Consider the following 20,352-nt stretch of genomic DNA (forward strand, 5'->3'; position numbering starts at 1 on the left):
AGTAAGATTTTGTAGCGTGGCCGCAATTAAGGTGATCGTCGACGAGGGGCTCAAGATCGCGCTTTCCGCCGTCCGAATGGCGGTGAAGAACGACATCATCGTGGGCGCTCTCGGTGATCACGCCGACTACGATCCGGAACGCTACGCGGCGACAGCCCGGCACGAGCTGCACCTGCTCACCCGGCAGAACGAGCAGTACGCCCGCCGGGTCAAGGACCTGCGCACAGAGCTGACCAGGTCACGGTGGACCTCCGATCTCACGGAAGACCAGCACCACGACATCATTCAGCTCAAACTGCGCCGACGCGTGCATGAGAAGCTCGCCGAGGCCCTCGAGGCCGTGGCCGCCGACGACGACAAGGTCGCGCGTCTCGTGCGGCGGGCCCAGCGGGCCGCCAGCGACGAGGTCAGTGACGCGGTGTCGTCACGCCTGATCAGGCTGAACATCGACTGGCATGACCCCGATTACGAGGCCCGGCGGGAGGCCCGCACCGAGGTGTTTCTGCACATCGACCTCGCCCTTTTGAAGCTCAAGCACGACGCCGCGACCGACCTGTCCGCCAGCGACTACTGACTCCGGACTCAGTTGCGGGTGAAGAGCCGCGCGAAGAAGCCGGGAGTCGGGGCGTCTTTCTCGTGTCCGCGGCACCGTTGTGCACCCGGAACGCCTCGCATCACCTGGTCGACGTGCTGGCCGCACCCGGCCCAGGTCGTTTTTCCACATTTCTTACACGTGACTTGACGGCACATCCGTTGAACCCTTTCGTTGAACTCGTCCGCCCAATATACCCCATGGGGTATCACTTATGCTGCACGGCGTGCCTGCCAGGCGCGCCACGCACCGGTCGACCACAGCGCCCACGCCACGAGCACCGGCTGGAAGAGCAGGCGGATGCCACGGGACAGGTCCGAATCCAGGCCGAACGAATCGGTGGCCGTGACGAACTGGGAGATGTTGCCAGGGAAGATTGCCAGGAAGAACAGGGCCACGACCCAACCCACCTGCACCTTGCGCCTGGCCAGCAGCAGCAGCGACAGGCCCAGAGCGATCTCGACCAGGCCCGACGCAACCACGACGAAATCACCCTCGAGCGGCAACCAGGTGGGCACCTGGGCGAGGAACGCCTCACGGTTCCAGGCGAGGTGGCTGATCCCGGCGAAGAGCAGGAATGCCCCCAGAGCCAATCGGCCGATCAAGCGGGGGATCGAGGTGCGGGGGGTGCGGGTGCCGGTGGCAGGGTCAGCGGTCATGAATCGACTTTAGCCGCGATCTCGGCGTCCGTTCGGGCGTTGAAGATACCCCACATGATGTGCGTCGGGCCGCTGCCGTCCCTGCCGGGCGCCGCCGCGCGGCTGATCCAACGCTCGGCGGCCGCGGTGGCGCCGAGCGCGGTCAGAGACGGCGCGATCCGGGTCTTGCGAATCTTGCCGGCCATCACGCCGCCGTCCGGCGCAAGCCTCCAGCCGCGGCTGGAGGCGAGCACCTGCCCCACCTCTTCGTCGGTGAGCCACCGGGAAAAGCTACGGCTGGGCGGGTCAATGTCGGTGAGCTTCACGCGAGTGCCACCAGTTCGGCCTCCAGGCGTTCCACATCGACCCGGTGGCAGAGTTCCGTGGCCGGTGTCATCGCGGTGGCGCTGCCGGCGGCGACGGCGGCCCGGAACGCCCGGTCCACCGGGAACCCCTGCGCGATCCGCAGCACGAACGCACCGAGAAAGCTGTCGCCGGCCCCGACGGTGCTCTGCACCGTGACCTGCGGCACCCCCAGACGGATGATCCCGCTCGCCGAGGCGAGCACGGCTCCCGCTCCGCCGAGCGTCAGCGCGACGACTTCCGCGGACCCGCGGGCGACGAGCTCGGCGGCCGCGTCGATCTTGCTCTGTTCGGTGTCGAGGGTTGCGCCGACGAGCTCTCCCAGCTCACGCCCGCTCGGTTTGACCAGGTAGACCCCCTCGTCGAGCGCGGCCGCGAGAGCGGGACCGGACGTGTCCACGATGCAGCGGGCGTCGTGCCCGTGCGCCAGACGGGTGACCCGGGCGTAGAAATCATCCGGGACTCCCGGCGGCAGGCTGCCGCTGGCGACCACATAGCCGCCGACCGGAATCGACTCTCCGACGACCGCGAGACAGGCCCGCCACTCGGTTTCACTGAGCTCGGGGCCTTCCAGCACGAAACGGAACTGCTTGCCGGTGCCAGTCTCGTCGACGGTGAAGCTCTCGCGGGTGCTGCCGTGGATCGGCACCGCGATGGTCGGGATGCGTTCGGCTTCGATCAGCCGGCGGAAGGCCTCCCCGGTAGGGCCGCCCGCGGTGTACACGGCCAGGGCCTGCCCGCCGAGACGTTGCACTACCCGAGCCACGTTCACGCCGCCGCCGCCCGGGTCGAGGCGGGACCGGCCGCAGCGCATCTTGTGCTCGCTGACCACGTGCTCGGTTGACGTGCTCACGTCGAGAGCCGGGTTGATGGTGAGGGTGAGAATCGGCCGCAGCAGGGCGGCCCTGGGGGAGTCCATGGTTCCAGCGTAGAAGACTTCCCCGCACGCCTCGTGCTGGCGCGGGGTTGAGCCGATAATCGGAGCATTCGCCCCATGACAGAAAGAGGCTCCACCATGACGACCCAACTCAATCCCTACCTGGGGTTCCGGGATACGACCCGGGAAGCGATGGAGTTCTACCGGACGGTGTTCGGCGGCGAGCTGACGCTGAGCACGTTCGCCGAGTTCGAGGCGAGCGACGACAAGGCTGAGCAGGACAAGATCATGCACGCCATGCTGACCACCGACGACGGCCTGGTGCTGATGGCTTCTGACACTCCGAACCGGATGGAGTACCGTCCGGGCACCAACTATTCCGTGTCGCTCAGTGGCGACGACGAACCGGTGCTGCGCGGCTACTGGGACAAGCTCGCGGCCGGGGGCACCGTCGTCATGCCGCTCGAGCCGTCGCCGTGGGGCGACAGCTTCGGCATGTGCGTCGATAGATTCGGCGTGAGCTGGATGGTCAACATCGCCGGCGCACCCGCATAGGTCGGTGGTGGGGGGTTCGCATTCGACGCCGCGCAGATGCAGCAGCTCCTGGTGCAGGGGGAGACCAGGTCTTCGACGCGCTCACAGCCAGGTCGAAGCCGGAGCCGCGTCTACCGAGGCCCGCCACTACGATGATGCTGTGAAGCCCTTCCTGCTGCTCGCCACCCGTTCTGAGGACGAAGCCGCCGATGACGAGTACGCCGGCTTCCTCGCGGCCGGCGATCTGGAACCCGACCAGCTCCACCGGGTGCGGCTCGAGGCTGCGCCGATGCCGCCGATCGACCTGAACGGATACTCGGGCATCATCGTGGGCGGCAGCCCCTTCAACGCGAGCGATTCCGCCGAGATCAAGTCGTCCGTGCAACGCCGCGTCGAGGCCGAGTTGGCCGCCCTCCTCGACCAGGTGCTGGCCCGGGACTTCCCCTTCCTCGGTGCCTGCTACGGTGTCGGACTGCTCACCAGCCATCTGAGCGGCAGGCTCGACCGCACCTGGTCCGAGGAGGCCGGGCCGACCTGGATCTCCCTCACCGAGGCAGGCGCAGCCGACCAGCTGTTCGCCGCGCTCGTCCCCACCTTCCAGGCTTTCGTCGGGCACAAGGAGGCCTGTTCAGAGCTGCCGCCCGGCGCCGTCCTGCTGGCGACCGGGCAGAACTGTCCCGTGCAGGCGTTCCGGGTCGGCAACAACGTCTACGCGACGCAATTCCATCCGGAACTGACCAATGCCGGCATCCTGACCCGCATCCGCATCTACCGCGAGTCCGGCTACTTCGATCCCGACGCCCTGGACGACGTCATCGCGGCGATCGACGCATCCATCGTCACCGAGCCGGCCAAGCTGATGAAGGCCTTCGTCTCGCGCTTCGGCAGGTAGAGCCGGCGGGGTCCGGCGCGGGTCCGGAACCGGTCCCGGATCTAGAGTGGTCCCATGGAACTCGAACCAACCGACCGTTCTGCGGCGGCGCTGCTGGAACTGGCACGATCACTCGGGGTTGACACCTCTTTCACCGGCTGGGACGGTGCTTCACGGGCGGTCGACTTCGGCACCCTGCGTAAGGTCCTGGGTGCCCTCGGCGTTCCCGCCGGCACGCCTGCCGAGGTTGATGCGGCCCTGACCGAGCAGAGCCTCGCGCCCTGGCGCCGGCTCCTGCCTCCCGTCGTGGTGCTCCGCGCGGGCGGCGAGGCCGAGGTGCCCGTGCACGCCGGCGCAGGTTCGACGGCCCTCGTCTGGATCGTCGCCGAGGACGGCACCCGGCACGAGGTGTTGCAGACCGGGCTCTGGGAGAAACCCCGCACCGTCGACGGTCGGCCGACGAGCCGGGCGATGTTCCAAATTCCGGCCGGCCTGCCTCTGGGCTGGCATACCCTGCACGCAGAGAGCGGAGACCACACGGCGCGCTGCGGCCTCGTCGTGACCCCGCCCCGGCTCGAGACCACCCGCAACCTGGCCGGGCATCGCGACTGGGGTTTGATGGCCCAGCTCTACTCGGCGCGCTCCTCCCGGAGCTGGGGGATCGGCGACTTCGCCGACCTTGCCGACCTGGCCGCCATCTCCGGCTCCCAGTACGGAGCCGACTTCGTCCTGGTCAATCCGCTGCACGCGTCCGAGCCCGCCCCGCCGGTCGAGCCCTCCCCCTACCTGCCGTCGAGCCGGCGCTTTTTCCACCCGCTGTACATTCGGGTCGAGGACGTGCCCGAATACGCCTACCTCGCCCCGGCGGCACGAGCCGTTGTCGAGTCCCTCGCTGACCGGCAGCACTCGGCCAACCTGGAGGCGGACCACCTCGACCGCGACTGCGCCTATGCCGCCAAACTGACCGCGCTGGAAGCCGTGCACGAGGTGCGGCCGAGCCCCTCCCGTGCCCACCGGTTCGAGGAATTCTGCGCCGAGCAGGGTCAGGGTCTGGTCGACTTCGCGCTCTGGTGCGCCCTGGCCGAGTTGTTCCCGGCGGATGCGCCGGAATGGTCGATCGAGCCGCGCGGCCCCCGCGGTCCCTTCGCCGCCGAGCACCGGAAGCAGCTCGCGGACCGCATAGAATTCCACAGCTGGCTCCAGTGGCTCTGCGACCAGCAGTTGGAGACCGCTCAACGCGCGGCGACGGATGCCGGGATGGCCATCGGCATCGTGCACGACCTCGCGGTCGGGGTGCAGTTCACCGGGTCCGACGCCTGGACCCTGCAGGGCGTTCTCGCCCCGGGCATGACCGTGGGCGCCCCGCCGGACATGTTCAACCAGCAGGGCCAGAACTGGTCGCAGCCGCCGTGGCACCCCGGCCGGCTGGCCGAGTCGGGCTACGTCGCCTACCGGGACATGCTCCGCAGCATCCTGCACCACGCCGGCGGCATCCGGGTGGACCACATTCTGGGTCTGTTCCGCCTGTGGTGGATCCCGGTCGGCGCCGGACCGGGAGAGGGCACCTACGTGCACTACGACCACGAGGCACTCATCGGCATCCTGGCCCTCGAGGCCCAGCGCGCCGGCGCCGTGGTGATCGGCGAAGACCTCGGCGTCTTCGAGCCCTGGGTGCGCGACTACCTCGCCGAACGCGGCATCTTCGGAACCTCGATCCTCTGGTTCGAACGAGACAACGGCGTGCCGCTGGCCCCCGAACGGTACCGCCAGGCCTGCCTGACCAGTGTGAACACCCACGATCTGCCTCCGACGGCCGGCTATCTCGCCGGCGACCACGTGGCCCTGCGCGAATCGCTCGGTCTGCTCGGGCGATCGGTCGAGGAAGAGCGCACCGCGGACCTTGCCGAGCAGTCCGCCATGCTGGCCGCGCTTCGCGAACGCGGCCTGCTGCCGCCGCTCGGCACCGAGCCAGCCCCGACCGTGCAGGAGACGGTTGAGGCGCTCTACGCGTACACCGCACTGACGCCCTCGTCGCTCCTTGGCGTGGCTCTGGTGGATGCGGTCGGCGAGCGCCGGACCCAGAACCAGCCCGGGACCTCGAACGAGTACCCGAACTGGCGCATCCCGCTGGCCGGCCCCGACGGAAAGTCCGTGCTCATCGACGACCTGCCCGACAACGCCCGCTTCGCCGCCCTGGTGGACGCGATCCGCGCCACTCCCTGAAGCGCTTTATCACGCCGAGGAAGATCTTCGCGCTGTCGGCCCGAACGGCGCCGAGCTGCGGAACCTGCGGGACCTGCCGGCCCCGCGGCCGGGTGTCGTATTCCGTTTTGGGCATTTGAACCGAGGAAGATGGGACGGATGACCACCCCCCAGAGCACCACCGCCCTTCGAGGCGCGCGCGACCACCTTCTGCAGCTGCGAGACGATCATGCGCGCGCCCAGGCCGAGTTTGAGTGGCCGGATGTGGGGGCGAACTTCAACTGGGCCGTCGACTGGTTCGACGTCATCGCCGCTGGCAACGACAAGACCGCCCTGTGGATCGTGGAGGAAGATGGTCGCGAACTGACGGTGACCTTCAGTGAGATGTCGGCGCGCTCCGACCAGGTGGCCACCTGGCTGATCTCCCGGGGCGTCGGGCACGGCGACCACGTCATGCTGATGCTGGGCAACCAGGTCGAGCTCTGGGAGCTGATGCTCGCCATCATGAAAGTGGGCGCGGTCATCCTGCCCACGTCCACGGTGCTTGCGACCGGCGACCTGGCCGACCGGGTTCTGCGCGGCGGTGTGCAGCACGTCATCGCCAACGCCGGCGACGCCGCCAAGTTCGACGCGGTGCCCGGCGACTTCTCGCGCGTCTGCGTCGGTGCGGCCACCCCCGGCTGGGCCGACTACGCGGATGCCGCGCTCGTCGCGGCCGAGAAGCCCGCCGTGGTCGTGTCCTCCGACGACGCGTCCCTGATCTACTTCACCTCGGGCACCACCAGCAAGCCGAAGATGGTGGTGCACACCCAGACGTCCTATCCCGTGGGGCACCTGACCACCATGTACTGGATCGGACTCCGCCCGGACGACGTGCACCTGGCCATCAGCTCGCCCGGCTGGGGCAAGCACGCCTGGAGCAGCTTCTTCGCCCCGTGGATCGCCGAGGCCACCGTCTTCGTCTACAACTACGCCCGGTTCGACCCGTTCGCCCTCGCCGACCAGCTGCACCGCGCGAAAGTGACCACCTTCTGCGCCCCGCCGACCGTGTGGCGCATGCTGATCCAATCCGACGTCGGCGCCAAGCCGGTAGGCCTGCGCGAGATCATCTCGGCCGGCGAGCCGCTCAACCCGGAGGTCATCCACCAGATCCAGCGTTCCTGGGGACTCACCATCCGGGATGGCTACGGCCAGACCGAGACCACGGCGATCGTGGGCAACGCCCCGGGTTCCGCACTTCTGGCCGGTTCGATGGGGATGCCCCTGCCGGGCGTCGCGATCACGCTGCTCGATCCCATCACCGGTGAGGAGAGCGACGAGGGCGAGATCTGCCTCGACCTGTCCCGCACCGCGGTCAACCTGATGGCCGGCTACCACGGGGATCCCGAACGCACGCGGGAGGCCGTGCGGGACGGTTACTTCCACACCGGTGATGTCGCCAGCCGCGACGCCGAAGGCTACATCACGTTCATCGGCCGCACCGACGACATCTTCAAGTCCTCCGACTACAAGGTCTCCCCGTTCGAGGTCGAGAGCGTGCTGCTGGAGCACCCGGCCGTGGCCGAGGCGGCCGTCGTGCCCGCGCCCGACGACACCCGGCTGAACATCGCCAAGGCCTACATCGCCCTGGCGGCGGGCTGGGAGTCCAACGGCGAAACGGCGCTCTCGGTGCTGCGCCACGCCCGCACCGGTCTGCCCCCGTACATGCGGGTGCGGCGGGTCGAGTTCTACGAGCTGCCCAAGACCAGTTCCGGCAAGATCCGCCGGGTGGAACTGCGCATGCGCGAGGATGCCGCGGCCGCCGAGAACACCCGGCTCCCCGGTGAGTGGCGCGACGACCAATTCCCCGAGCTCAAGCGCTGACCGGCCGTTCCGGCCGCTCACGGCAATCCGGCGGAGACCTCCAGGACGAGGCCGCGGATGGCCGCGAGCGGGATCGGCAGCCAGGAGGGTCGGTTGCGGGTCTCGTAGACGGCCTCGTAGAGGGCCTTGTCCAGCTCGAACGCGTCGAGCAGGGGCTCCTGACCGGCCAGGCTCTGGCCGGATCGCAGCGTGTAGCCGTCGAGGAACGCGTGCTGGCACGCCGCGGCCCACGCTTCGGCCGACGCCGTCTGGTCGCCGGGCGAGGACCGCTCCACCGTGCCGGCCACATAGGAGAAGGACCGCAGCATCCCGGCGATGTCCTTCAACGGCACATCCGGCTGGGTGCGATCGTCGAGGGGGCGCAGCGGTTCGCCCTCGAAATCCACCAGCACCCAGCCGCGGCCGGGGACCTCGAGGGCCTGGCCGAGGTGGAAATCGCCGTGGATGCGCTGCAGCCGGGGCCAGCAAGCCCTCTCCGCCCGCTCGAAGATCGCCTCGACGGCCGTATCGTAGCCGGTCAGGGCGGGCACCTCGGCGGCGGCGCTGCGATAGCGCTCGCGCATCCGGCCGAGTTCGGCGGCGATGACCGCGGGGGTGGCGTCGTGAGTGGGCATCACGGCGGCCAGGTCGGCGTGCACGGCTGCCGTCGCCACGCCCAGCGCCCGCGCCTGTTTGCTGAAGTCCTCCCCGGCCCCGGCCGAGGCCAGGGCGGCCCGCCAGGCATCCGGGGCGCCCGGCAGGAACTCCTGGGCGAAGACGAGATGGCCCGTGAGGGTGACCCGCGGTTGCTCCGGCTCGGTCCACTCGCCGACCACGCAGCCCACCGGTTCCGGCACGAAGCGTGAGCCGGCCCGGGCCAGGGCCGATTGCACGGACACGTCTGGATTCTCGCCGGGATGCAGCATCCGGAACACCTTGCAGATGACGGGACGAGCCGGGCGCCCGGCGGCGTCGACGCAGTCCAGGATGATCGAGGTGTTCGACTGTTCTCCGCGCAGCAGACGGCCGGCGACAACCCGGGCCGGCCGTTCGGCGGGATCTGCGCTCGAGTGGAGTTCGCCGCGAGCCCGCGCGCCGAGGTTTTCGGGCTCAGGTGAGGAGGCCTGGCGCAGGATGAAACCCAGCAGAGCGCGCCCGTAGGCCGGGTCGGCGGTGCCGTCGTAGACCGCGCTGCCGTCGGCGAGGGTGACGATGAGGCCCTGCCCGCCTGCGGGGAGGGGAGTGGTCCGCTGGGTCAGGGGCAACTGGTAGAGGGTGCGGGTCGGGGCTGCGGCATCGAAGACGAGCTCAGTGCGGATGTCCACCTCGGCTTCCTCGCTCGGAAGCACCCAGCGCCCGATGCTGACCAGTCTCGGCACACGGCCCTTGTCGGCGAACCATCGCTGCGTCGCCACCCAGTGGTTGAGGTAATCCGGAAGTGGGATTGCGCGACCGTCGACAGTCATGGCCTCAGCGTACGCCCGCGCCGACGGGAGCCGACAGCAGGGACACCACGACGGTGCCACCCTTCGTCGACTGCTCGCCGATCGGCTCGAAGCCGAGCCGGGAGTGGAACGCCAGCGACCGAGGGTTCGGAGGTGCGATGTTCACTTCGCAGAAGACCTGGCCGACCTCGGCCGCGCGGGCCGCCGCGAAAATCGCGGTGTAGAGCAGGGCGCCGAGACCCTGGTTGCGGGCCTGGTCCGACACCACGATGCGGTCCACGTAGAGAAAGGACTCCGACCGGGCGGAGAACCATCGGTAGTTCTCGCTCGCGTAGTCGGCGTCGACCCCGAACAGCACGGCGAAGCCGAGCACCTCTCCCGGCGCGTCGTCGTGCACGACCGCGAGGGCGTGGCTGCTGGCCGCGAGCAGGGCGGAGAGGCTCGCCTCGTCATGGGCGTTGACGGCAGGCACAGCGGCGTTGTTGAGTCCGAGCACCGGTGCGGCGTCGGCGGGAAGGAGATGGCGGAGCGAATAGGGCATGGGATGACGATAATCCAGGTGCCGCCTACTCGGTGACGCGCCGGCGCATCCCGTTCGCCACCAGGGCCAGGCAGAGCGCGCAGACCACGAACAGAATGCTCAGAAGCACCGGGTAACCGGCCACGGCATTGAGCCAGGCGAAGGCGACCGGCAGCAGGAAGCCGATGTAGGTGAGGCTGTAGTAGACCCCGGTGATACCCGCCAGGTCGGCCGCCGTGGAGATCTTCTGGATCTCCACGAGCCCGGCCACGATGCTCACACCGTAGGCGGCGCCGAGCACGACGGCCGTGAGGAACGCGAGCACCGGGGACAGCACGATCGCCGTGGCCACGCTGAGACCCACTCCCAGCAGCATCACGGACATCCCGACCATGAGTGCACGCCCATCGGTGACCCGGTTGATCCGAGCCACCTGCGGTTGCACGAGCGCGCCGGTGCCGAGGGTCACAACCGTGAGCAGGGTCGCGTAGGCGAGGTTGAGGCTGCCGAGTTGGTCCTGGACCAGAGTGGGCATGATCGCGTAGGCGATGCCGGCGGCGCCGAAGACCCAGGGAGCTGACGGAATGATCACGCGCACGAAGCGGCGGTGTCCGGCCAGCGGAACCGCCAGGTCCTGCCAGAAGGGCCGGTGTGCCCGGTAGCGCGGCACGGTCTCCGGGGCCCTCAGCAGGCGGGGGAGCACAAGCAGGCTGAGCACGATGTGCACGACATAAGGGGAGAGGGTCGGCATCGGCCCCCACTGCGCGAGCACTCCGGCCACCCCGGCCCCGAGCCCGAACCCGACCGTGAGGGTGAGTGAAGGCCGCCGTGCCCCTGCCGTGCGGCCGGCCTGGTTGTCGAACGGCGGGCTGGACAGTTCCTTGAGCCACGCGGTTCCCACCGCCATCGCCACGGCGACGCTCAGCCCCGCCAGCAGGCGCCCGGCGGAGAGCATGATCCCGCTTGAGAATCCCAGACCCAGCAGGATGCTGGCGAGAATTCCCAGGACGACGCCTGCCAGGGTCAAGGGTTTGCGCCCGTAGCGGTCCGAGAGTGCGCCGGCGAGCAGCAGCCCGGGGACCAGGCCCACCACGTAGAAGCCGAGGAAGAGGTCGGTCATGACGACGGAATAGTGGCCGAGCGATTCATACATGTGCAGGAGGGGCGTGAAGTGGTTCCCACCCCAAGCCATGACGAACAGGGCAGGAGCGGCGAGCTGCCAGGCGGGAACGGTACGGCGGAAAGTCATGGGTCTTTTCTGAAAAGCAGGTGCGGGAAGGTGGGGGACGGTCAGGGCGCCAGCTGCGCGTGATGACCGTCTTCGACGTGCTGGCGCAGAGCGACCTCGTAGGCGAGGGTGTCGCCGCCGCGCAGGTGGTGGGCAAGGATTCGGTGTTCGGCCACCAGACGGTCGAGGTTGCGCGGGTCGCGCAGGGCTGCCCGGTGCACGAGGCGCTCAAGCCTGGGGCCGAGCCGGGTGTAGATCCCGTCGATGACCCGGTTATGCGTCTCGTCGACGATGCGGGCATGGAACCGGTGGTCGGCCCGGGCGAACGTGAGCAGGTCGCCGGCCAGGGCGGCGTCGGACTGGACCCGAATAAGGTCCTGCAACTCGGCGTCGACGCCCGGGATGTCGTCCGGCCGCTCGCTGAGCAGGGTCACCGCCGTGTTCTCCAGCATGACGCGCACCTGTAGCAGCTCGGCCGTCTCCGTGTCGCCCAGGGCTGTGACGACCGCGCCCTTCTTGGGGAAGAGCGTCAGGAGCCCGTGAGCCTGGAGTTCGAGGAAGGCCTCCCGCACGGGGGTGCGGCTGGTGGAGAGGGCCTCGGCAATTTCGCCCTCGGTGATCAGCGAGCTTGCGGCCAAGGTGCCGGAGATGATGGCGTCGGCGACGGTCGTGTAGATCCGGTCGACGGCGGAGGGGGCCGCGGCGGGGGGCGTGGCGGCTCCGCGGGACATCGGGAGGAAGCTCATACCTCAACCTTAGTCACACATGCACCTATCTATAAATGCATCAATGGATGCAATCTTATAAATTTCGCGTTCGGGTGGGTCTGACGGGAGTAGTGTTGGAAAAGAGGGCAAGTCACACGGTGCATCGTTGCATTAGCCGGAGCCTCGTGGTCCTGCTCTCTCGGCCCGACTGCGGGAGAGACACTTTCGCGGAGGGTGTCTCGATCCCACGAGGAGAGCAATCTACATGACAATCACTGAAGGTGTTCGCAGCGGAACGGATGATGCCGGTCGGACTGACTTCGCCTCCGGCCCCTGGCAGGATTCGATCGATCTGCGCGACTTCATCCAGCGCAATTACACCCCCTACCTGGGCGACTCGAGCTTCCTTGTCGGAGCGACCGCACGCACCACGGGGATCTGGGCCAAGCTGTCCGAGATGTTCCCCGAGGAACGCCGTAAAGGCGTCTACGACGTCGACGCCACCACGCCGTCGTCCATTACGGCCCACGCTCCGGGCTACATCGACCAGGCAAACGAGGTAATCGTCGGACTGCAGACGGATGCTCCGCTCAAGCGTGCCATTATGCCTTTCGGCGGGTGGCGCATGGTTGCCACCTCGCTCGAGACCTACGGCTACCCCGTGTCTCCCGAACTTGAAAAAGTCTTCACCGATTACCGCAAGACCCACAACACCGCCGTCTTCGACGTCTACCCTCCCGGGGTCCGTCGTGCACGAAACAGCCACCTGATCACCGGACTGCCCGACGCCTACGGCCGCGGCCGTATCATCGGCGACTACCGCCGTGTCGCCCTCTACGGCGTCGATGCCCTCATCTCGGGCAAGAAGAACGACCGCGCCGAGCTCGACATGGAGCCCTCGACCGAGGACATCATTCGCGCCCGCGAGGAAAACTCGGAGCAGATCCGGGCCCTCAAGGAACTCATCCAGATGGCGGCCTCCTACGGCTCCGACATCTCCAAGCCGGCCACCACCGCGCGCGAAGCCGTGCAATGGCTCTACTTCGCCTACCTCGGCGCCGTCAAGGAACAAAACGGTGCTGCAATGTCGTTCGGCCGCAACGCGGCCTTCCTCGACACCTACATCGAGCGCGAACTCGTCGCCGGCACCCTGACCGAAGAGGGCGCCCAGGAGCTGATCGACGACCTCGTCATCAAGCTGCGCATCGTGCGCTTCCTGCGCACCCCCGAATACGACGAGATCTTCGCCGGCGACCCGACCTGGGTCACCGAGTCGCTCGCCGGCATCGGTGAAGACGGCCGCCCGCTCGTCACCAAGACCACGTTCCGTTTCCTGCAGACGCTCTACAACATCGGCGCAGCGCCCGAGCCGAACCTCACCGTTCTCTGGAGCGACGCTCTGCCCGAGGGCTTCAAGCGTTTCTGTGCGCAGGTGTCGATCGACACCTCGGCCATCCAGTTCGAGTCCGACGAGATCATCCGCGCCGAGATGGGTGACGACGCCGCGATCGCCTGCTGCGTCTCGCCCATGCGCGTCGGCAAGCAGATGCAGTTCTTCGGTGCACGCGTCAACGCCGTCAAGGCGCTGCTGTACTCGATCAACGGTGGAAAAGACGAGGTGTCCGGCAAGCAGGTTGCCCCGGCCACCACGCCGAACGCCGACGAGGTGCTTTCCTACGACACCGTCTTCCCGGCCTACCTGGAAACGCTCGAGTGGCTCGCCGAGACCTACGTCACGGCTTTGAACTGTATTCACTACATGCACGACAAGTATGCCTACGAGCGTCTCGAAATGGCGCTGCACGACAAGGAGATCATCCGCACGATGGCTTGCGGAATCGCCGGCCTGAGTGTGGTCGCCGACTCCCTGTCGGCCATCAAGTACGCCACGGTCCGCCCGGTGCGCGACGAGACCGGCCTGGTCGTCGACTACACGATCGAGGGCGAGTTCCCCCAGTTCGGCAACGATGACGACCGCGTCGACACCATCGCCGTCGACGTGATGGAGCGGTTCATGAAAATGATCCGCAAGCACCCGACCTACCGCGACGCCATCCACACCCAGTCGATCCTGACGATCACGTCCAACGTGGTCTACGGCAAGGCCACCGGCAACACGCCGGATGGTCGCCGCAAGGGCGAGTCGTTCGCTCCGGGTGCCAACCCGATGAACGGCCGCGACACCCACGGGATGCTCGCGTCGGCGCTCAGCGTCGCCAAGCTTCCCTACAGTGAAGCGCAGGACGGCATCTCGCTGACCAACACGGTGGTTCCCAGTGGTCTCGGCCACACCAAGGAAGAGCAGATCACCAGCCTGGTCGGCCTCATCGACGCGTTCACGTCGGCAACCGGTTACCACATCAACGTGAACGTGCTCAACCGCGACACTCTCGAAGACGCCATGGCGCACCCGGAGAACTACCCGCAGCTGACGATTCGCGTGTCCGGCTACGCGGTGAACTTCGTCCGCCTGACCCGCGAGCAGCAGATGGATGTCATCAGCCGCACGTTCCACTCGCACTGATCACTGATATCAACGCGGCGACGCTGAGTAGGACGAGACAATGCCAGCAGTAAACCTCGGTCTGCCCAGCGCCGGCGCGGCGATCGCCCTGGTGGACGGTTCATCCGTGAGCAGTGAACAAGCCGAACTGGCTGAACTCCACCACCTCGAAATGGAGGCGATTCACAACGGATCGGTCGCCAGCGTCCACTCGTGGGAACTGGTCACCGCCGTCGACGGTCCCGGCACGCGAATGACACTCTTCCTTTCCGGGTGTCTGCTGCGCTGCCAGTACTGCCACAACCCGGACACCTGGAAGATGAAGGATGGGTTGCTCACCACGCTGGACGACCTCGTCGCCAGGGTCAAGCGCTATAAGGGCGTCTTCGACTCGACCGGCGGAGGGCTGACCATCTCCGGTGGCGAACCGCTCATGCAGCCTGCCTTTGTAACTCGACTCTTCGAGGAGTGCCACAAGCTCGGCGTGCACACCACCCTGGACACCTCCGGGTTTTTGGGCAAGAGCGCGTCGGACACGCTGCTGGACAACCTCGACCTCGTGCTGCTCGACGTCAAGTCCGGCATCCCCGAGACGTATAAAGAGGTGACCGGCCGAGACCTCGCTCCGACGATCGCATTCGGTGACCGCCTGAGCGAGCGGAACATTCCCGTCTGGGCGCGTTTCGTTCTCGTCCCGGGTCTGACCGACGCCGTCGACAACGTCGACGCCGTCGCCGAGATCGTGTCGCGCTGGCCGAACGTGCAGCGCGTCGAGGTTCTGCCCTTCCACCAGATGGGGGAGGACAAATGGGACCGGCTGAACATTCCATACCCGCTGCACGGCTCTCATCCTCCGGATGAGGCACTGCTGGTGCGGGTGAGGGCCCAGTTCGAGGCGCGGGGCTTGACGGTCTTCTAGACGCGAATCACACTCGAACCAGACGAGGCGTGGCATCTCTAGCGGTGCCACGCCTTTTCTGCGCAGTAAGCCAGAGGATGCCTCCTGCCAACCGCAGAAAAGCCGGAGTGGTTCGACTGATCGGCATTTGCGGGCTCGGTGGCGGACTCGCATTTCTGCTCATCGGAGGGCTGGGCCTCGTGGTTTCGATCACCGTGTTCGAGAGTCTGCCGGGCTACCCGGACATAGAACCGCTCTCCCAGAAGAGCAACACCTACGCCGCCCAGAACGACGGCACGTCCGTGCTGCTGGCCTCTTTCTACGATCAGAACCGCATCGAGGTCGACTGGGACGAGATCAGCCCCTACGCCCGGGATGCCGTCATCGCCGCCACCCCCGCCCGCGAGATCAAGAAAATGCGCCTCGCAATCGGGGCGGAGAAGAAATTCCCCCAGAACGACATCCTGCGCCAGTACCTCAACATCACCGGTTTCGGCGGCACCGTCTACGGCATCGAGGCCGCGGCGAACTACTACTTCGGCACGACGTCCGCAGAGCTCACCCTGCCGCAGGCCGCAAGCCTGGTGGCGATCGTGGGCAACCCGGCCAAGTTTCGCCTCGACAATCCCGGCAGTGAGACCAACGGCTACCCAGTCAACAAGGCACGCCGGGACTACATCCTGCGCGAGATGGTCGAGCACGAGAAGATCACCGCAGCGAAATTCCAGGCTGCCGTGGCCACACCGGTTCAACCGGCCATCCAGGGCACGTTCAACAACAGTTGTCGGGGGCCGCAGAACTATGATTTTCAGAACTGGAACCCGAGAAACGACGCCGGGGAGAGCGGCGGAAACTCCAGCGCGCTCGAGTCCACCCTCGGCTCGATCAATACGGGCTTCATCGGGATGGCGAAGAAACTGGACCTGTGCGGCATCCTTCAGACGGCCGCGGCTTTCGGAGTGCATCGCGCCGACGGCAGCCCGCTCGTGCAGACCGCGGCGGCCGTGATCGGAACGAATGAGGTGGCTCCGCTGACCATGGCCGGTGCCTTCGCGGGCATGGTCTACGCGACGCGTCGGGTGATGACCGACAACACGGCAGCTCGACGGACAATTCCGACGACTAGGAGATTCCGGAACCGGAACCGGAACCGGAACCGGTGACGGTGACGGCGATGAGCGCTTCGTTGTGCCTGAGGAAGCCCGGCTTCCAGGGTGGGTCGAAGCGGGCGAAATAGGGTCGGCCTGCGAGCAGGAGACCCTCGCGGCTCACCGCGTCGACGAGGAGGGTGCCGTTCTGCGCGAACCTTTCCTCGCTCCAGCCGCCGTTGAAGCGGCGGGCGGCGACCGTGCGCTCGGGGACCTCCTTCGTGCTGACCTGCGCGTCGCGGGGCACGGGCACCTCCGCGGGCGGCATCCCGTCGGGGAGGACGAAGCTGACGGTGTGGCTCTGCGGGGTCGTGGTCTCCTGGATCACGGGCGCGGTCATCGCGAGGCGTGTCGAGGTCTGGTTGTTGCCGCTGATGTATTGGAAGAGCGGCCCGAAGCCGCGGTTGCCGGCCGCGGAGAAGTCCCCGGCCACCTCCACCTGCACCAGCACGGTGCGGGGATAGTGACGCAGTTCGAAGTCGGCGTACTGACGAAGCACGTCGTAGCGCTGTTTCTCGGTCATGGACACCAGTGTAAGCGCGGGTCAGGCGGTGCGTCGGGGCCATAGATGGTGCACATTCGTGGTCGCCATGGCCGCCAGGTCCTCGGCCAGTTCGTCGGCCAGGTCGTGGGCGCGGTCGGCGTTCCGGGCGGCCGCCTCGCCCGCGTGACGCAGCTTGACCCGGCGGGCGACATCCGTGAGATCCCACAGGTTCTCGCCCGTGACGGAGACGCCCTTCGCGCCGGACCGACGGGTGCGGCCGCGCACCAGCAGTTGGCCGGTGTGGAACACCGGGCCGCCGATGCGCTCCTGGGCGTCGTGGAAGAACACGACGTTCGAGACCGGTCCGGTGCCGTCGTCGAGGCTGACGAAGACCACCCGGCGCCCGTTTCGCATCGGCGGCGTGTTCGTGGCTCGGCGCACCCCGGCCAGGAGCACCTCGGTGCCGCCGGGCAGGTTGATCAGCTCGGAGGCCGGCGTAACGCCCAGCTCCGTGAACAGCGGGTAGAACCGGGCCATCTGGTGCCCGGACACCGCCAGGCCCAGATCCCTGAGTTCGAGGTCGGTCTGGCTGCGGCCGCGCAGCTCGAGCGAGGTCACCGCGTTGAACCGGGACCCCTCGTATTCGAGCACCGGCAGAGGCACGTCGAAGGCGAGCTGGTCGTCGTGGATGGTGACCGCTGTGCCGCGGAGAGACTGGATGTGGGCGAGCAGCTCGTGCCGACGGGTGCGGTCGTACCCGATGAAGCTGTCGAGCGCTCCCACCCGGGCGAGCGCCTCGAACGTGCTGCGCCGCGGGCGCACCCGGTCCCGGAAGTCCTGCAGCGAGGTGAACGGCTGGTGGCGCACGATGCGGGCGCGTTCGGCGGCCGTGCAGCCGGAGAGTTCCGGCAGGGCGAGACGGATGCCGCGCCGGCCGCCGTCGGACTGCTCGCCGTCGATCTGCTCCACCCGGTAGTCGAGGGCGCTGTGTTGCACGTCCAGGCCCAGTACCGGCACGCCGAGCAGCCGAGCCTCGGCCACGATCAGGTCTTTCGGCCACATACCGGGGGCGTGGGTGAGGAGTCCGGCCAGGAACACCGCGGGGTGGTGGGTCTTGAGCCAGGCGGACTGGTAGGTGGGCAGGGCGAACGCCGCCCCGTGCGCCTTGGCGAAACCGAAACTACCGAACCCGGCGAGCACCCTCCAGGCGCGGTCGATCACGGCGGGGGTGAACCCGCGCTCGAGGGCACGCATCCGCACGTACTCCTCGATCCGGGCAAGCTGCTCCGGTTTGCCAAGGTGGCGGCGGAAGACATCCGCTCGGCCGAGCCCGCAGCCGGTGAGTTCGTCGAACAGTCGCATCACCTGCTCGTGGAAGATCACCACACCCTGGGTCTCCCGGAGGAACGGCTCGAACCGAGGGTGGATGTAGTCGGGCATCACCTCCCCATGCCGGGCCTGAAGGTATTTCAGGGGCATGTTGTTCTGCATCGGCCCGGGCCGGAACAGGGAGATCTCCACGGTGAGGTCGTTGAACACCTCGGGCTGCAGCTTGCCGACCAGCTCCATCTGGCCGGGAGATTCGATCTGGAAGATGCCGAGGGTGCGAGTGGAGCGGATCAGTTCGAAGGTGTCCGGGTCGTTCAGTGGGATTCGGTCGAGGTCAATGGTCTCGCCCGACAATCGGTGATGTTCCTCGACGGCGTGGGCCATGGCCGACTGCATGCGCACACCGAGGATGTCCAGCTTGATCAGGCCCATCGGGTCCATGTCGTGCTTGTCGAACTGGGACATGGGCAGCCCCATGCCGGACGCCTGCACCGGGGTGCGGTCGAGCAGGGAGGCGTCGGAGAGGATGACGCCGCAGGGGTGCACGGAGATGTGCCGGGGAAGCCGGTCGAGTTTGGCGGTCAGGTCGACCAGCAGGTCGAGCTGCGAGGAGGCGCGCACCTCGGCGGCCAACGGCTCGAGCTCGGGCTTCTCGGCCAGGGCGCGGCGGAAGTCGCGCGCGTTGAAGCGCCACATCTGCTTGGCCACCGCGGCCACCTGCTCGTGATTCATGCCGAGGGCCAGGCCGGCGTCGCGCACGGCCCCGCGGCCGCGGTAGGCGTTCGTCATGGACATCAGCGACACCCGATCGCTGCCGAAGGTGTCGAAGAGCGTGCGATAGACGTCGTGCCTTCTGGCGGACTCGACGTCGAGGTCGATGTCGGGCAGGGTCTGCCGCTCGGGGGAGAGGAATCGCTCCCAGAGCAGCCCGTTGGAGATGGGCTCGACGGAGGAGGTGTGCAGGGCGTAGTTGAGCACCGAGCCCACCCCGGACCCGCGCGCCTGGATGCGGATGCCCATCTCCCGGATGATGTCCGCCACCCGGGCGACGGTGAGGAAGTAGCCGGCGAAACCGAGGTGCTCCACCGTCTTCAGCTCATGCACGAGACGTGCGTGCGCAGCATCCGCCAGCGACCGGCCCGCCGGCGACGTGACGGGGTAGCGGTCGTCGATGCCGGCCCGGGCCCGGGCGTGCAGCTCGGTCAGCGGGTCGCCGCTGACGCCGATGATGCGTGCCTCCGGCATGCGCGGGCGACCCAGGCCGATGTCGGAGTCCGGGTCGAGGCTGCACCGCTCGGCAAGCTGCTCGGTGTCGCGGAACAGTCGGTCGACGGCGCCGTCGTCGTGCAGCCCGGCGTCGACGACCATGCGCGCCACCTGCCTCATGGCGACTTCGGGTTTCAGCCAGGCCTGGCCGTTGGTCTGCAGCTGCTCCAGGTTCGCCAGCGCCGTCAGGGTGCGGGCCGCGTCGGCCAGGTCGGCGGTGACGGCCTCGTCGGGGGTGCCGTAGCGCACGGCGTTGGTGAGCACGGCGGGCAGCGCGGCGTGCTCGAAGAGGGCGAGCATGCGGGTGGCCGGCGTCACGCTGCCGGGAGTCCCCGGCGCCGCCAGATGGCAGACGATTTCACCCACCACCGACTGCGGCGGCAGGGCGCGCAGCCACGCGGTGAGGCAGGCGCCGGCCGCGTCGGTGTCGCGGCGCTCGACCGATTGGCCCACATCGGAGGTAGGGCCGAGCAGCACGGTGAGGCAGCGCAGTCCGGCCAGCTCGGCGAGGTGCGAGCGGGCGATGCTGGGGCGCCCCGACGCGCTGTGCGCGGCGCTGTTGTGGGCGGCGCTGACCGCGCGGCAGAGGGCCGCATAGCCACGACCGTTCAGATCGCCATGGGCGAGCACCACGATCCGGCCCAACGGATGCCCGTCGTCGTCGTGCACCGCGAGGTCGGCGCCCAGCCCCGGCCGGATACCCGCGGCCGCGCAGGCGCGCACGTGCTTGACCGCGCCGTAGAGACCGTCCCGGTCGGTGAGGGCCAGGAAGGAGCCGTTCTGCGCCTGCGTCTGCTCCACCAGCGCCTGGGGGAGTGTGACCCCGAAGTGCGTGGAGTAGGCGCTCGCGACGTGGAGGTGTGCGAACATGTGTGTACTCCTCTGGCGGGCAGGTCGACGGGTGA

Annotated in this window: 17 protein-coding genes; 8 read left to right on the forward strand and 9 right to left on the reverse strand. The window is 68.0% G+C overall.

The annotated features are described in order from the left end of the window. Positions 1-16: 16 nt before the first annotated feature. Entirely contained in the window at positions 17-574 is a 558-nt protein-coding gene (locus E3N86_RS10560; protein ID WP_104101439.1) for a hypothetical protein, read from the forward strand. A 230-nt stretch (positions 575-804) separates the two neighbouring features. Here E3N86_RS10560 and E3N86_RS10565 read toward each other — a convergent pair whose 3' ends face one another. The 3 genes from E3N86_RS10565 to E3N86_RS10575 are packed head-to-tail and all read right to left on the reverse strand — an operon-like array spanning position 805 to position 2,512. Further along, on the reverse strand, positions 805-1,251 hold the full coding sequence (locus E3N86_RS10565; protein WP_134374430.1) for a hypothetical protein: 447 nt from the start codon (positions 1,249-1,251) through the stop codon (positions 805-807). After that, a complete protein-coding gene (locus tag E3N86_RS10570; RefSeq protein WP_104101432.1) occupies positions 1,248-1,556 on the reverse strand; it encodes a hypothetical protein in 309 nt (102 codons plus the stop codon). Before E3N86_RS10570 ends, E3N86_RS10565 begins: the two co-directional genes overlap by 4 nt. Then, on the reverse strand, positions 1,553-2,512 hold the full coding sequence (locus E3N86_RS10575; protein WP_174843015.1) for a 1-phosphofructokinase family hexose kinase: 960 nt from the start codon (positions 2,510-2,512) through the stop codon (positions 1,553-1,555). The genes E3N86_RS10570 and E3N86_RS10575 overlap by 4 nt, the downstream gene beginning before the upstream one ends. 96 nt (positions 2,513-2,608) lie before the next feature. On the opposite strand from E3N86_RS10575, the gene E3N86_RS10580 reads away from it, so the two are divergent. The 4 genes from E3N86_RS10580 to E3N86_RS10595 all read left to right on the forward strand — a co-directional run bounded on the left by E3N86_RS10580 (position 2,609) and on the right by E3N86_RS10595 (position 7,940). Further along, the gene (locus E3N86_RS10580; protein WP_104101430.1) at positions 2,609-3,025 is read left to right on the forward strand and encodes a VOC family protein; all 417 of its coding nucleotides are present in this window, start codon (positions 2,609-2,611) and stop codon (positions 3,023-3,025) included. 139 nt (positions 3,026-3,164) lie between these two features. Then, positions 3,165-3,896 (forward strand): glutamine amidotransferase, encoded by a 732-nt coding sequence (locus E3N86_RS10585; protein ID WP_104101427.1) that lies wholly within the window; start codon positions 3,165-3,167, stop codon positions 3,894-3,896. A gap of 54 nt (positions 3,897-3,950) precedes the next feature. Beyond that, positions 3,951-6,098, forward strand: a complete 2,148-nt coding sequence (gene malQ / locus E3N86_RS10590; protein ID WP_134511921.1) for a 4-alpha-glucanotransferase — start codon at positions 3,951-3,953, stop codon at positions 6,096-6,098. A 138-nt stretch (positions 6,099-6,236) separates the two neighbouring features. Further along, positions 6,237-7,940: an AMP-binding protein gene (locus tag E3N86_RS10595; RefSeq protein ID WP_104101422.1), complete on the forward strand. Its 1,704-nt coding sequence runs from the start codon at positions 6,237-6,239 to the stop codon at positions 7,938-7,940. Between the two features lie 17 nt (positions 7,941-7,957). Here the strand turns inward: E3N86_RS10595 and E3N86_RS10600 are convergent, their stop codons facing one another. The 4 genes from E3N86_RS10600 to E3N86_RS10615 are packed head-to-tail and all read right to left on the reverse strand — an operon-like array spanning position 7,958 to position 11,858. Next, positions 7,958-9,385 carry a phosphotransferase gene (locus tag E3N86_RS10600; protein ID WP_134511922.1) on the reverse strand — a complete coding sequence of 476 codons (1,428 nt, stop codon included), beginning with the start codon at positions 9,383-9,385 and terminating at the stop codon, positions 7,958-7,960. 4 nt (positions 9,386-9,389) lie between these two features. Beyond that, positions 9,390-9,905: a GNAT family N-acetyltransferase gene (locus E3N86_RS10605; RefSeq protein WP_104101418.1), complete on the reverse strand. Its 516-nt coding sequence runs from the start codon at positions 9,903-9,905 to the stop codon at positions 9,390-9,392. Between the two features lie 25 nt (positions 9,906-9,930). Further along, complete coding sequence (locus E3N86_RS10610; RefSeq protein WP_134374422.1) at positions 9,931-11,133, reverse strand: MFS transporter; 1,203 nt, start codon at positions 11,131-11,133, stop codon at positions 9,931-9,933. A gap of 41 nt (positions 11,134-11,174) precedes the next feature. After that, on the reverse strand, positions 11,175-11,858 hold the full coding sequence (locus tag E3N86_RS10615; RefSeq protein WP_134511923.1) for a GntR family transcriptional regulator: 684 nt from the start codon (positions 11,856-11,858) through the stop codon (positions 11,175-11,177). A 226-nt stretch (positions 11,859-12,084) separates the two neighbouring features. Here E3N86_RS10615 and pflB point away from each other — a divergent pair, with 226 nt between their 5' ends. The 3 genes from pflB to E3N86_RS10630 all read left to right on the forward strand — a co-directional run bounded on the left by pflB (position 12,085) and on the right by E3N86_RS10630 (position 16,383). Then, positions 12,085-14,343 (forward strand): formate C-acetyltransferase, encoded by a 2,259-nt coding sequence (gene pflB / locus E3N86_RS10620; RefSeq protein WP_134342363.1) that lies wholly within the window; start codon positions 12,085-12,087, stop codon positions 14,341-14,343. A gap of 40 nt (positions 14,344-14,383) precedes the next feature. After that, on the forward strand, positions 14,384-15,241 hold the full coding sequence (pflA, locus tag E3N86_RS10625; RefSeq protein WP_104101408.1) for a pyruvate formate-lyase-activating protein: 858 nt from the start codon (positions 14,384-14,386) through the stop codon (positions 15,239-15,241). Positions 15,242-15,348: 107 nt separating this feature from the next. Next, positions 15,349-16,383, forward strand: a complete 1,035-nt coding sequence (locus E3N86_RS10630; RefSeq protein ID WP_166785075.1) for a biosynthetic peptidoglycan transglycosylase — start codon at positions 15,349-15,351, stop codon at positions 16,381-16,383. Here E3N86_RS10630 and E3N86_RS10635 read toward each other — a convergent pair. Beyond that, positions 16,343-16,891 (reverse strand): heme-binding protein, encoded by a 549-nt coding sequence (locus tag E3N86_RS10635; protein ID WP_134401472.1) that lies wholly within the window; start codon positions 16,889-16,891, stop codon positions 16,343-16,345. The two genes, E3N86_RS10630 and E3N86_RS10635, sit on opposite strands and share 41 nt — an antisense overlap. A gap of 21 nt (positions 16,892-16,912) precedes the next feature. Then, entirely contained in the window at positions 16,913-20,317 is a 3,405-nt protein-coding gene (locus E3N86_RS10640) for a DNA polymerase III subunit alpha (RefSeq protein WP_134419436.1), read from the reverse strand. Positions 20,318-20,352: the final 35 nt, after the last annotated feature.

The sequence above is a fragment of the Cryobacterium sp. Hz7 genome (assembly GCF_004402815.1).
Classification (GTDB): Bacteria; Actinomycetota; Actinomycetes; order Actinomycetales; family Microbacteriaceae; genus Cryobacterium; species Cryobacterium sandaracinum.

Excerpts from the sequence above, each read along its gene's own strand:
- E3N86_RS10565 (WP_134374430.1), bottom strand. The coding sequence starts at position 1,251 with ATGACCGCTGACCCTGCCACCGGCACCCGCACCCCCCGCACCTCGATC.
- E3N86_RS10575 (WP_174843015.1), bottom strand. The coding sequence starts at position 2,512 with ATGGACTCCCCCAGGGCCGCCCTGCTGCGGCCGATTCTCACCCTCACC.
- E3N86_RS10580 (WP_104101430.1), top strand. The coding sequence starts at position 2,609 with ATGACGACCCAACTCAATCCCTACCTGGGGTTCCGGGATACGACCCGG.
- malQ (WP_134511921.1), top strand. The coding sequence starts at position 3,951 with ATGGAACTCGAACCAACCGACCGTTCTGCGGCGGCGCTGCTGGAACTG.
- E3N86_RS10595 (WP_104101422.1), top strand. The coding sequence starts at position 6,237 with ATGACCACCCCCCAGAGCACCACCGCCCTTCGAGGCGCGCGCGACCAC.
- E3N86_RS10600 (WP_134511922.1), bottom strand. The coding sequence starts at position 9,385 with ATGACTGTCGACGGTCGCGCAATCCCACTTCCGGATTACCTCAACCAC.
- E3N86_RS10605 (WP_104101418.1), bottom strand. The coding sequence starts at position 9,905 with ATGCCCTATTCGCTCCGCCATCTCCTTCCCGCCGACGCCGCACCGGTG.
- E3N86_RS10610 (WP_134374422.1), bottom strand. The coding sequence starts at position 11,133 with ATGACTTTCCGCCGTACCGTTCCCGCCTGGCAGCTCGCCGCTCCTGCC.
- E3N86_RS10615 (WP_134511923.1), bottom strand. The coding sequence starts at position 11,858 with ATGAGCTTCCTCCCGATGTCCCGCGGAGCCGCCACGCCCCCCGCCGCG.
- pflB (WP_134342363.1), top strand. The coding sequence starts at position 12,085 with ATGACAATCACTGAAGGTGTTCGCAGCGGAACGGATGATGCCGGTCGG.
- pflA (WP_104101408.1), top strand. The coding sequence starts at position 14,384 with ATGCCAGCAGTAAACCTCGGTCTGCCCAGCGCCGGCGCGGCGATCGCC.
- E3N86_RS10635 (WP_134401472.1), bottom strand. The coding sequence starts at position 16,891 with ATGACCGAGAAACAGCGCTACGACGTGCTTCGTCAGTACGCCGACTTC.
- E3N86_RS10640 (WP_134419436.1), bottom strand. The coding sequence starts at position 20,317 with ATGTTCGCACACCTCCACGTCGCGAGCGCCTACTCCACGCACTTCGGG.